The sequence below is a fragment of the Fischerella muscicola PCC 7414 genome, from assembly GCF_000317205.1.
GTDB lineage: Bacteria > Cyanobacteriota > Cyanobacteriia > Cyanobacteriales > Nostocaceae > Fischerella > Fischerella muscicola.
Map to the genome: position 1 here is coordinate 1 of NZ_AJLK01000042.1, position 13616 is coordinate 13616.

General features: G+C 39.9%; 5 protein-coding genes and 3 pseudogenes. 4 read left to right on the forward strand and 4 right to left on the reverse strand.

All coding sequences use genetic code 11. From position 1 onward, the window contains the following. Positions 1-587 (forward strand): sensor histidine kinase (locus tag UYI_RS0106750; RefSeq protein WP_026085788.1); only part of this gene is annotated, 587 nt, incomplete at its 5' end. 291 nt (positions 588-878) lie between these two features. Here UYI_RS0106750 and UYI_RS34560 read toward each other — a convergent pair. The 4 genes and pseudogenes from UYI_RS34560 to UYI_RS0106770 form a co-directional block, all read right to left on the reverse strand. Further along, positions 879-1169 (reverse strand): annotated as a pseudogene (locus UYI_RS34560) (hypothetical protein). Between the two features lie 156 nt (positions 1170-1325). Next, positions 1326-1470, reverse strand: a pseudogene (locus UYI_RS36555) (IS630 family transposase); the annotation flags it as partial. Between the two features lie 405 nt (positions 1471-1875). After that, positions 1876-3894: an ATP-binding response regulator gene (locus UYI_RS0106765; protein WP_016865920.1), complete on the reverse strand. Its 2019-nt coding sequence runs from the start codon at positions 3892-3894 to the stop codon at positions 1876-1878. 11 nt (positions 3895-3905) lie between these two features. Beyond that, positions 3906-10028 carry a hybrid sensor histidine kinase/response regulator gene (locus UYI_RS0106770; RefSeq protein WP_016865921.1) on the reverse strand — a complete coding sequence of 2041 codons (6123 nt, stop codon included), beginning with the start codon at positions 10026-10028 and terminating at the stop codon, positions 3906-3908. An 872-nt stretch (positions 10029-10900) separates the two neighbouring features. Here UYI_RS0106770 and UYI_RS0106775 point away from each other — a divergent pair. From UYI_RS0106775 to UYI_RS0106785, 3 genes and pseudogenes are all read left to right on the forward strand, one after another. Beyond that, positions 10901-11155 (forward strand): Calvin cycle protein CP12, encoded by a 255-nt coding sequence (locus tag UYI_RS0106775; RefSeq protein WP_016865922.1) that lies wholly within the window; start codon positions 10901-10903, stop codon positions 11153-11155. Between the two features lie 195 nt (positions 11156-11350). Then, positions 11351-12706 carry a cysteine desulfurase-like protein gene (locus UYI_RS0106780; RefSeq protein WP_016865923.1) on the forward strand — a complete coding sequence of 452 codons (1356 nt, stop codon included), beginning with the start codon at positions 11351-11353 and terminating at the stop codon, positions 12704-12706. Positions 12707-13245: 539 nt separating this feature from the next. Continuing rightward, positions 13246-13455, forward strand: a pseudogene (locus UYI_RS0106785) (diaminopimelate epimerase); the annotation flags it as partial. Between the last annotated feature and the right edge of the window lie 161 nt (positions 13456-13616).

Here is a 13616-nt window from a genome sequence, read left to right on the forward strand (position 1 = left end):
GTAATCAAGCCATGTTGATGAAATCTCTGGAGACGATTGAACGCAATGCCACTCTCCAAGCCAAACTGGTTCAAGATTTGCTCGATATCTCGCGCATCACTGCGGGTAAAATTACCCTGAATCTAGAGCCAGTTGAACTGCAAAAAGTGATTGAAGCTGCGATCGCGACAGTGCGGCAATCGTTAGAAATCAAAGAAATTAGCTTGCAGTGTACGCTTGAGCTTTTACCAGTGACAGTTAGTGGCGACCCGCACCGTATACAACAAATTATCTTAAATTTACTCACCAATGCTGTTAAATTTACTCCCAACGGGGGAAGAATTGAAGTTTCTCTAGCAGTTGAAGAAAATCAAGCCCAGCTTGTCATCAGTGACACTGGCTGCGGCATAGATGCCCAGTTTCTGCCATATATCTTTGATACTTTCCGTCAAGCCCCAGATGCAAAAAAAGGGCTAGGGTTAGGCCTTGCGATCGCTCGTAATTTGGTGGAACTTCACGGTGGTACAATCGCGGCTACTAGTCATGGTATTGGGCAGGGTACAACTTTTATTGTTAAGTTACCGTTAATAATTTCTAAGTTAGATTAATTGAAATTGTTATCTTAACAACTAAGAAGTTAAACCTAATTATTGTAGTGATTGAGAGAAATTAACTATACCTAAATAAAGCACAGTTAATCACCCTAAAGATGTTGGTGTGGTTGCTACAAGATCAGAAACAAGTGAGGATTATTGATTGGCAGCAACCTTACCTCTACCAATACAACAAAACAGCCGTAGACGGCATATACAAAGGTTTTTAACATTGAATGCGCAGCCCCCAAATTAACACCAAGCTAGACAAACAACCTGGATTGCTAGACGAAATTTTTAAAAACATTAAAATCTTCGCCCCTCTTCAATCATGGAGCGAATTGAGGTTTTATCCAACGCAACTTCTCGCTATAATTGTCGCATTCTGGTAATTGCATTACTTATTGATTTTTTCGTCGTGGGCTTTCCCCAAGCGTTATAACGCTCATGGGTTTCTTCTGATGTTGCAACTTCTGCATCGGGTAACGGCTGAACAACCACCACTACCTCAACAGAAGTATCTTTAAAATCAGTGGGTGTCTAGATTTGCAATATACCATCCGTCCCAATATGCGCTCGTAACTTCATCGTTTCCATATCCGCATCCAATGACTTATTATTAATGATTCTGGGAAGTAACTTAATTATGCTGCTACTTCCCTCACTAAAAATAGAAGCTTTACAAACTTTGTGGTGAACGAGACTTTAAAACCCTTCAAACCAAGAAAAAGAGCCAGCCCTATTTTCGGTGCTTGTTATTGAACCAACCGAGACATCTAAAATCGTTTGAATTTCCTCATACTTATAGCCTTGATAAATCAGTTTCACTGCCAAAGCCTTCCTCACCTCGCGCGAACAAAGGGCGATGATCTATAAATTCTTGTAGTTGTGCGATCGCTGCTTGTAGATGCTGATTTATCATTGTTCTTTCTTAGACAGATATATCCTCCGTATTATCTCGTAGTCTTTTTCCGAAATCAAATATGATTCCTATATATTTTTGATAATTGTAGTGCAAGACTCTCACGGGCAATTGCCCACAAGGAGGAAATGAAAATTTAACGTAGACGCGCTCATAGGCTTCCGTAAGGTACACCGATTAACACCGATTAACACAGATGGATTATGGGTTTGCTGTTAGGTTCATCCCTGATCGCTATTTTCAAGACAGACTCTCACGGGCGTTAGCGTAGCTCCTCCGTAAGGAGGCTCGCCCACAACGAGGAGATGAAAAATTAAACGTAGACGCGCCCATCGGCTTCCCGTAGGGACATCGATGCACACTGATAATCTTAGGCGCAACTTACACCCTCATACCCCTTACTCCATGTTTCCACTGCTTTTCACTCTCTACACTCATTGATTCTTGGTACAAAACACTGTGTAAAGTTTGCAATAATTCCTTTGTGGTGTACGGTTTAGCAATAAACGCTTTCACTGCGGCATTCCCTGTCAGTTTATCGTTGGCTGCTAAACCACTGACAGCAATAATTTTGACTAAGGAATTGATTTTTTGTAAGGTGCGAGTTGTGGTTACACCGTCCATCGATGGCATCATCATATCCATCAACACAATGCTAATATCATCTTGATACTGGGCATAAAGTGCGATCGCTTCAATTCCATCCTTAGCTACCATTACCCGATAGTTATAAGTTTCTAAGGAAATTCTGGTAGTCTCAAGAATTTTGGCTTCGTCATCGACAACTAACACTAATTCTCCGTTTCCTTTGAGCAGTTCTAAGTCTTCTGATAGCGGTGTTACAGCTGCTTCGACTGCTGGCAAGAATACTTTAAATTCAGTTCCTTTACCCACTTGGCTGGACACGTTGACAAAACCACCGAAACCTTTAATGATTCCTCTCACGGTGGAAAGACCCAAGCCTGTACCTTTACCAATCTCTTTAGTGGTGAAAAAAGGCTCAAATATTCTATCTAGTATTTCTGTTGGCATCCCCATTCCCGTATCTGCAATAGTAATTGCAATGTAGGGACCAACACAGGCATCAAGATTCATGCGGGCGTATTGTTGATCAATAAAGATATTTTCCGCGGAAATACTCAGAGTCCCGCCATTAGGCATAGCATCACGGGCGTTGACTACTAAATTCATGATTACCTGATGCAGATTGGTAGCATCTCCAATCACAGCCCAAAGGTCTGGTTTGATATTCGTAGCAAGTTCAATGGATTTGGGAAATGTCTCTTCGACAATCTGCTGAATTTCCGAGAACAAGTGATTAACTTGCACAATTGTACGCTTGCCTTCCACACCACGGGTAAAGTGCAACACTTGCTTCACCAAAGCAGCCCCCCGTTTGGCGTTAGATTCTATAGTCTTAAACAATTGTTGATTCCGCTCATCAACGTTGGAGTATTTTAGTTGCAGTAGTTGGGATGCTGTCAAAATTGGAGTCAGTATATTATTCAAATCATGGGCAATACCACTAGCAAGTGTACCAACACTCTCTAAGCGTTGGGCACGCAGAAATTGACTTTCGAGTAGTTTTTTCTCTGTAATGTCGGTGTTAACTGTCAGAATAGATTTTGGTTGCCCGTCTTTATCACGCATCAAAGTCCAGCGACTCGCAACAATAATTGCTTTGCCTTCTTTAGTAATCTGATGCAATTCACCTTGCCACGAACCAGACTTGGCTAAACTTTTATAGATGTTTTGCAGTTGAGAAACAGTTTCTGGTTTATATAGAAGCTGATTAGCATTCTGACCGATTGCTTCTTGCGCCTGCCATCCGTACAAATGTTCAGCCCCTTGGTTCCAATAATGAATGATATTGTCCCAGTCGCGCAAGAGAATCGCATCTGTAGCGATATCCAGCAAAGCAGCTTGTTCGCGGATTTTTTGTTCTGCTTGCTTGCGTTCGGCAATCTCTGCTTCCAAATGCAGATTTTGCTCTTTGAGTTCCTTCGTCAAATTCCGCAGTTTCAGATGTAGTTCAATGCGCACTAAAACTTCTTCATGCTGAAGCGGTTTGGTAATGTAATCGACTGCACCAAGGTTTAAGCCTTTTACCTTATCTACTGTGTCGGAAAGTGCAGTCATGAAAATGACAGGAATGTCTTTTGTTAATTCGTTGCCTTTCAGACAACGGCATGTTTCAAAACCGTCCATTTCTGGCATGAGTATATCTAAGAGTATCAGGTCGGGTGGGGCATATTCTGCTCTAGCGATCGCACTTTCACCATCTTCTGCAACTAAAACTGTAAATCCAGAATCTCCTAAAAAATCAAATAGCATTTCGAGGTTGGTGGGAGTGTCATCCACAATCAGGATGACACCCTTTTGATTTAAATCAGTTTTCATAAATCCTCTTATTATGAATATTTTTTGAGAAATTCTAAAATTTTTTTACCTTTAAAACCTTTGGCAAGTTGGCGTAAATACCTGGCAAAAGGAAGCAATTTTTCATCTAATTTCTCTAATTCAGCTGCTTTTTGGGCAATACTTTTGATATCACCCCTCATTGCTAAATCTAGCAAAATAGCTAGCTCTTCTGCTGGTGGAGCAATAAATTGTAGCTCTTCTTTAGACTCCTGAGCGAGAATGGAAATTTGAGATTTTGGATTAATATCTTCCTGCTGCTGCCCATTACTTCTTGCCTCTTCATAAACCCATTCCAACCCCAAGTGAACCCGTAATTTTTCTAAAACCTCCGCTACCCGCACTGGTTTGGAGAGAAAATCATTACAACCTACTCCTAAACTCTGTTTTTGATCAAACTCAAAAACGCTAGCCGAGACGGCAATTATTACTACTTCCTTCAGTTCTGGTAAATTTCTTAGGCGACGAGTAGCTTCAAAGCCATCCATTACTGTCATCACCAAGTCCATAAAAATCACATCTGGCTTAAATTGCTGTGCTTTGTTCAAACCATCTAAACCATTTGCTGCTTCTATGACTTCAAATCCCAAAGGCTGTAATATATTAACCAATACAGAGCGATTTGCCCATTTATCATCTACAACTAAAACTTTGCGTTTAGAACCAACAAAGCTAATAATATTACGCTCATCTAAATTTTGAGCATTAGTTTGTTGATCAACCTCTGGTAAATCCAAATCTAGCCAAAAAATACTCCCTTTACCTAAACTACTCTTCACCTTCAGTTCACCGCCCATCATCTGCACTAATTGACGGCTAATTGCCAATCCTAATCCTGTTCCTTCTGGCTTACGACTGTCCTCACCCACCTGCTGGAATGGCAAAAATATTTCTTCTAATTTATCAGGTGCAATGCCAATGCCTGTATCTTCTACTTGAAAGCGAATTTTGGTAATTGGTAATTGGTAATTGGTAATGGGGAATTGGTTCGGTTTTTCTTCCTTTCCTATCACCCCTTTCCTATCACCTATCACATCCACTGTGAAAGTTATACTACCTTTTTCTGTGAACTTGATAGCATTGCTAAGTAAATTAATCAAAATTTGGCGCAAGCGTTTTTCATCGGCTCGGACAATTGTTGGTAGGGGAGATAATACTTTGTAAACTAGAGAAATTCCTTTCTTATGGGCATTAACGAAGCACATTTGGACAATATTATCCAAAAAAATCGGAAAATGAAATTCTTTGGAATAAAGTTCCATTTTCCGAGCTTCAATTTTTGAGACGTCTAAAATATCGTTAATTAATGTGAGTAAGTGTTCACCACATTGATAAATAATGTTTACACCATTTATTTGCTGTTCAGTTAAATTTTTACTTTTCTGGAAAATTTGAGCGTAACCCAAAATACCATTAAGTGGGGTGCGGAGTTCATGGCTCATGTTAGCTAGGAATTCGCTTTTAGCACGGTTTGCGGCTGCGGCTGCTTCTTCTGCGCGTTGGCGATCGCGAATTTCTTGTTGTAGTTGTAAATTCTTGGCTTCCAACTCTAGGGTTCGCTGTTGTACTTTTGCTTCCAAATTCCGATTATATTCTTCTAAATCATTATAAAGACGAGCATTTTCAATGGAGATTGCTGCTTGAGAAGATAACAGTTGTAAAACTTTTAATCTTTCTGGTGTAAATGCTCCAATAATCAAATTATTTTCTAAGTAAAGAATGCCTATTAATTTACCTTGATTAATAATTGGCGTACACAATATAGATTTTGGCTGGTGATTAATGATATAGCTATCTGTTGTAAAAACTCCCTCACTAGTTGCATCATTTAAAACAACATCTTGGTGAGTTCGATACACATAATTAATTACAGATATTGGTAACTGCTGACTAGAATTTACAGGCGTTGATTGCTGCACATTTATCTCATCTTGATCAAATCTTCCCGAAGCCTCTATAAATAATTTTCCTGCTTTTTCTAAAATTAAAAATCCTGTTTCTGCACCAGCATTTTCGATAACAATATACATCAATTTAGTCAGCAACTTATCTAAGACAATTTCTCCAGAAAGAGCTTGCGAGGCTTTCGTAACTGTGGCTAAATCGAAACCTACGGAAATATCTGTATTTGTAGAGTTAATTGACAAATTTATTTCTGTTTCTGGGATTTTTCGCTCCGATATCCGAGAAAAAACTTGAGGATATCTTGCTTCCAAATCTCTAACTTTCGCTGTTGCTCCCCAGCGAATATATCCATAGTAAGCATCAATTAGATAAGTCTGAGCTACCTTTTCTCTACCACACTCAAAATAAAATTTTGCTGCCAGTTCATTGGCCAGTGCCTCTTCTTGCATGTATCCTTGTTCTTTAGCACCAGCAATTGCTTGGTCATAATATTCCATTGCTTGCCAATATTGACCTAATACCCGCCCTTTCTCTGCCTCCACCAAGTCATATTTATGCTGAAAGTTTATCGGGGCATGATCTGCCCATTTTCGCATTTTTTCCTGATTACTAATTACTCTTCTTAAAAGATATTCTTGTTGTGAAGGTGATACTAATGGATATATTGCAAGTTTGACTAAAGCATCATAGAAATAGAATACTGGTACAGCAAGAAATGCTTTCACCCCATCTAAATATTGTTCAGCTTGGACTGCATTTTCTAATGCTTGCTCGTACTGCCCAAACAGATAACAAAGGATAAGTTTATTTAAATAAAAATAGTGGAGTCCTGTTCTATCATTAGCCTTTTGAAGCAGCGGTAATGCTGTATTCTCATTGTACACTTCACCCAGTAAACAACAGGAATTTTCACAAGGTTCAAGCAAGTTAATAACTGACTGTTGAAAGATTTGATTCCAGCTTAAAGCGTTTTCTTGCTTGAGTTGAGCAAGGGCAGTACTAGTTGTTGCCATTTCTCGTTCAAGTTTTGGCAGTTCCTGACCAATGTAATAAGAATACTGACATTTTTGCATAGCGGCATAGCCACCATACTGAAAATGTCCGTTTTCTAATCCATAGGAGTAACCAGCCTGTAGAAGTGGCAAAGTTTCTCTAGCATGAACTTTGCCATGCATCGTACATGCTCCTGCTACAAAAAACACACTTGTCTTAATTTCTAAGGCGTTGAAGCGTTCCACTAGGCTTAAAGCCAACTTCCCAAATTTATAAGCCGATTCAATATCCTGAACTATGCCGTTTAAAATGACACCGTAACAAACATAACCATAAGCCGAGAAGGGTGAATTTCCATATTTAATAGATAAATTGACTTGTTCACATACAACTAACGGAAACAGCGCAGGTGCAGCTTGATAGGTAGGAGAACCCATACTAGTCAGCATACGTATGGCTGCTAGCTTATCTACCTGTGTCATTAACGGCAGGTTAATCAAGTCTTCTATGTTTTTCCCAACCAAATTTGTTGCTGTTTGGTTCAAGGTTTGCTGGATATCTAAGTCCCTTGGAGACTCAGGTAATCTTACCCCCAGCAGTTCTAGCGCCTCTAACCCAATCTTAATCGCTTGCAGCTGTTTGACTTGGGCCATACAGGCTTGAATTTTCACCTCATAAACTTTCATTTTGTCGGTAGGGGTTTTTGCCTGTTGCAGGACAATAGTTGCCCATTTCTCCATCTGCTCAAAATCACCATTCAGGTAGGCTGTTTCTACTGCTGACTCATAGAGTGCCAAGGATAATTCATACTGATTCTGCCAGCTATTTGCAGGCAATAACTTTAAACCCAACTTGAGATAGCGGATAGCAGACTCATAGGCCGTCGCTGCTTTTGCTTTCTGACCAGCGATGAGATTAAGTTCAGCCAGTTCGTATTTTTCCGACTCTAAGGTAAGTAAGTCGATACCGTAATTTAGCTGATTAACCAGAGCAAAAATATTTTCTTGTCGTTCTGCGATCGCAGTGTTTTGTAGTAGTAATCTACCAATTTTGAGGTGAGTTTCTTTTTTTTGTGAACCTGCAATCAGAGAATAAGCCGCTTGCTGCACTCGATCATGTAAAAATTTATAGGGAATAATCAGTTCTTCTCGTTTATTTGTCAGTAGTTCTTTTTCCTCATCAGTCACAACTAAAGGAATTTTATAAGACTGATTCAATGGTACAATCAAGCCAGCCTTGAGAGCTTCCCACAAATCTGTTGCTGTTTCTGACAAGGATTTTTGATTAACAATACTCAGAACATCTAGAGTAAATTTATCTCCAATACAGGCAGCTAATTTTAAGACATTAATTGTTGTTGCTGATAGCTTTTGAATCTGTGTAACCATTAACTCAACAACATTATCTGTGATATTAATGTCTTGCAGCAGTTCCATATCCCATTGCCAGCAACCTTCGTCAAAATTAAATACCAATAGATTTTCCTGGTACAGGGATTTGAGTAGCTGAGTTAAGAAAAATGGATTGCCGAGAGTTTTATTAAATACTAAATCAGCCAGAAGCTTTGTCTTCAAAGTATCACTGTGAAGGATATCACTAACCAACTGATTCACATGATTAATATCCAAAGCTTTGAGGACAATATTATTGACAACTGCACCAGATTTTTGAATTTCCTCCAAAGTCAACATCAATGGATGAGTTGCACTAACTTCGTTATCTCGATATGCTCCAATCAGTAAGAAGTATTGGCTAGCTGGGTGATTCATGAGCAGTTGAATTAACTTCAAAGAAGCAGAATCTGCCCACTGAAGGTCATCCAAAAAGAGTACCAGCGGATGCTCTCTTTTACAAAATACATGAATAAATTGTTGAAACACCCGATTAAATCGGTTTTGTGATTCAGTTAGGCCTAATTGAAGAACAGTTGGCTGAGAACCAATAATACGTTCAACTTCGGGAATAACGTCGATAATAACTTGACCGTTGGCACCGACAGCTTCTAAAATTCGGATTTTCCAATCTGCTATTTTTTCAGGGCTTTCTGTTAACAATTGCTGTATTAATTCCTGAAAGGCTTGAATTAAGGAAGCATAAGGAATATTTCGCTTAAATTGGTCAAATTTACCAGAAATGAAATTACCCCGCTGGCGGACGATAGTTTTGTGAACTTCATTTACTAAGGAAGATTTACCAATACCTGAGTAACCACTGACTAAGATCATTTCTACCCCCCTTAATTCCTCTGGGGAAATAGGGGGGTTTGCCACCCGTTCAAAGGCATCCATCAAGGTAGCAACTTCTGTTTCACGACCATAAAGTTTTTGCGGAATAATAAATTGGCTGTATAAATCAAGCTGACCAACTATGAAGTTTTCAATTTCACCAGTCGCTTGCAGTTTTCTCAGACATTCTTCTAAATCAGCTTTTAGTCCCAAGGCACTTTGATATCTCTCTTCAGCAGTTTTGGCTAATAGTTTCATCACAATATCAGAAACTGCTTGGGGAATTTCTAGATTGAGTTCTTTCGGTGGTACAGGACTTTTAGCAATGTGACAATGAACTAGTTCTAAAGGATCAGCAGCTGGAAAAGGCAACTGTCCCGTTAGCATTTCGTAAAAAGTAACGCCCAAAGAATAAAAGTCAGTTCGGTAGTCAATCGAACGGTTCATTCTCCCAGTTTGTTCTGGTGACATATAGGCGAGAGTGCCTTCAAGCAAATTGGGATTACTAACTATCGAACCTTCTGTTGATAGGCAAGATGAAATACTAAAATCGATAATTTTGACTTGACTTGTTTTTGGGTTGATGAGAATATTTTGTGGTTTGATATCTTTATGAATAATATTATTTTTATGTAACTGAGCAAGGGTTGTAGATAATTGAATTGCAATCTGCAAAAAAACGCTTATTTCAAAATTTTCTTTATTAATAAAATCTTTGAGAGACTCTCCCCCGAAATCTGAAAATATTAGTGCTAGACCATTTTGATAATTTTCCAAAGCCAGGGGTTTAACAATTCCTTCTATCACTAAGGGTTGGAGTATTTTATATTCGTATCTGAATCGGGTCAGTTGTTCTATGGTAGGATATTGAGTTTTGAGAATTTTAATAATTACTGATGTTTGGTCTGACTCTCTTAAACCACGATAAACACAGGTAGTATTACCCTCATAAATAACTTCAATAATTTTATAATCGGCAATGGTGTTATTCATGTTTTTAGTTAATATGAGGTTAATAGGCGGACACATGCTAGGTTTAATATTATAAATTATTAAGTCCTACTCCTATGGCACTTTGGGAACATCATCAATTGTTGATCTATATCTTGGTTGTATAGCGAATTATTTAATTGAAAGTAAAATGATTTAATTAAAATTTAACTATTCTAAAATCAATCAAAAAATTCTAGGGTTTTCCTTCCTCAATAAGTTGTTAAAGTCACCAGTATTTTTTGATTTGTTCCATTGCAAGTCTATCTGTGTGTATCGATGTGTATCTGTGTACTTTTCCACGAGATTATAACTAGGTTGCACAGGTGGGTAATGAGCGAACACCGATGAACACTGATGAACACGGATGGTTTTTATCGGTGTGTATCGGTGTGTATCTGTGTTCGAGATTTCCACGAGATTGTAACTAGGTTGCATAGGTGAGTGATGAACGAACACCGATGAACACGGATGAACACGGATGGTTTTTATCGGTGTGCATCGGTGTGTATCTGTGTTCGAGATTTCCACGAGATTATAACTAGTTTGCATAGGTGAGTGATGAACGAACACCGATGAACACGGATGAACACGGATGGTTTTTATCGGTGTGTATCGGTGTGTATCTGTGTTCGAGATTTCCACGAGATTGTAACTAGGTTGCATAGGTGAGTGATGCGCGAACACCGATGTAGACGCGCTCATAGGCTACCTACGGAAGCCACTCCGTGTCTACGGTGCAGGGTACACGGATGGTTTTACATACCTGGTAATTTGTATACAGAATTTACGGTTTATCCCACTGTATGTTGATATCAGCCTTTATAAAGTAAAGGTGTCTGTTGTTTATACTCAGCACAGTCAGCTGAAATATCATGGTTAATACTCTTTCTGAACAAAATTTGGCTAAAACTCTTGAACAAGCTATTGTCGAAGCGATCGCACAAGCACGGGAAGCCTGTGATTTAAATGGCAGTAACTCTAGTGCTTGTGCTGTGGCTTGGGATATCGTTGAAGAGTTACAAGCGGAAAAATCTCACCGCTTACACTCAACCAAGACTCAAACCTATTTGGAAAATTATTGTCAAGACCATCCAGAAGCGGATGAGTGCCGAATTTACGATGTGTAATTTCTGGCAATGGCAAGGGTGCAGAGGTTAAAATATTACTAGTACAGCATGGCAAAGATAACTATGCAGTCAAAATTAGGTAAAAAGCCTGCTTGCACTAGTAAGGTACTGTGTAATTAATATACTCTCTAACAAAAGCTCAAATTTGACTTCTAACAGAGCAGTACTAGCCTCAAAGCCAGGAGTCGGTCAGCTATGAATGCACTAGGTCTTGATATCCAAAGGATTCGTGCCCAGTTTTCGGCATTGACTCAAACAATTAACAACCAACCCGTGATTTTCTTTGATGGGCCGGGAGGTACACAAGTACCTGGGTCAGTAATAGATGCGATCGCTGATTACCTGGTGAGGTCAAATGCTAATGCCCACGGGGCTTTTGCTACAAGTGCGCGGACAGATGCGCTGATTGATTCGGCCCGGACTGCGGCGGCTGATTTACTTGGATGTGACGCCACTGAAGTCGTCTTCGGTGCAAACATGACTACGCTCACGTTTGCTTTAAGTCGGGCTATTGGTCGGGAAATTCAACCTGGTGATGAAATCATTGTCACACGCCTCGATCACGATGCTAATGTTTCTTCTTGGTGTGCATTGGCAGAACGTGGTGCAACTGTCCGTTTTGTTGATATTAATGTTGAAGACTGTACTCTCAATTGGAGCGACCTTGAACAGCAGATAAATGAGCGTACACGTTTAGTCGCAGTTGGTTACGCTTCTAATGCTGTCGGTACAATTAATGATGTTGCTGCGATCGCACAGCTTGCTCATGCTGTCGGGGCGTTAGTTTTTGTTGATGCAGTCCACTACGTACCTCATGGCCCCATTGATGTGCGATCGCTCGATTGTGATTTTCTTGTCTGTTCTGCCTACAAATTTTTTGGGCCTCATGTCGGCATTCTCTACGGCAAACACGAACATCTGGCCCGTTTTCAACCTTACAAAGTACGCCCCGCTTCCAACGAAGTACCATTTCGTTGGGAAACTGGTACACTTAACCACGAGGGTTTAGCGGGGATGGTGGCAGCAATTAATTATTTGGCAAAAATAGGTTGTCAAGTCTCGCCCTCAAGAGAAAATCACTTGCTTTATGATCTCCTCAAAGCTGATGCAGGCAAATGGGAAACATTTCGGTGTCCCCCCAGCCGTTCAACATCGTCATCCTTTCCAAATCGACGTGCTGCTTTAGTAACTGCAATGAGGGCTATTCAACAGTATGAAGCAGGACTTAGCAATTGCCTGATTTCTTGGCTTTTGGAGATGATTCCTGGCCTAACTATCTACGGTATTACTGATCCAGCACGCTTTGCTTGGCGGACACCAACGGTAGCATTCCGACTAGAGGGGCAATCTCCCCAGATGGTGGCAAAAATGTTAGGTGATCGCGGTATTTTTGCTTGGCACGGCAATTTCTACGCCAGCAATTTGACTGAAAAGTTAGGAGTAGAAACTAGTGGTGGTTTGGTGCGAGTTGGACTATTACACTACAACACGGTGGCAGAAATTCGACGGTTGCTAGAAGAGTTATCTGAGATAGCGGTGCTATCAAAATAATTAATGGTGTGACAACCCGAAGATCAGCGATCGCGCTGTAAGTAAAGTTTTACTTGGCTATACGCAACTCACATCTTTTCAGATTTTTGAGCATTTTTTGTAACTGCGGATCATTTTTGGAAAATAGCATCGGCAAGCAGGATTGCTGACGCCTACAGCTGTCACAAAGCATACTACTTCACCCCCTTTTGTGGATTTTGCAGAGATTGTCTAATCCAGGAAAAGCTTAACTCTAGGGAGGTAGTTTTCCCGGAATGGTAGTGTGTTCGGAGTAGTATTTTTGTCCTTCTATATCTTTACTCGGGGATCGCTAAATGTGCTTCTCAGAACAGTTAAAAAATAGTTAAAGTTTCTTTAAGTGTCTCAATAAGTTAGGTAAACAAGATCCCCGACTTTTTTGAAAAGTCGGGGATCTATTTCACAAGAAGTCTCTTTCAACAACTGCTAAGGTATATAGCAAGATTTGGGGCTGGTGGGCAGATTACCGTAGAATTCGCGTAGTCGCCATTAAGGTATAGCTAAGGTGGATTTTAGAGATGGTGAAGTTTTATAAATATCATGCTCTCGGTAACGATTATGTGGTGATTCATCCCCAAGATTTACCCTTTGCCCTCACACCTGTTGAAATCAAAGTAATTTGCGATCGTCATTTTGGTATTGGTTCCGATGGTATTTTGTTGGGGCCATTACCTGCGACAACTGGAGAGTTTGCACTTCGTATTTTCAATCCTGACGGTAGCGAAGCCGAGATTCACAATTTTAATGACAGGTTCCGTCACCAAAATATGTGAAGGAAAACTATCAGAAGAATTATTTATGTATTGTCAGGGGAACTAAAAGCAAAAGAATTTCATCAGCAATCTCTTGTAATGGAAAAATTCAGAATTGACATGAGAAGGCAGATGGCAAG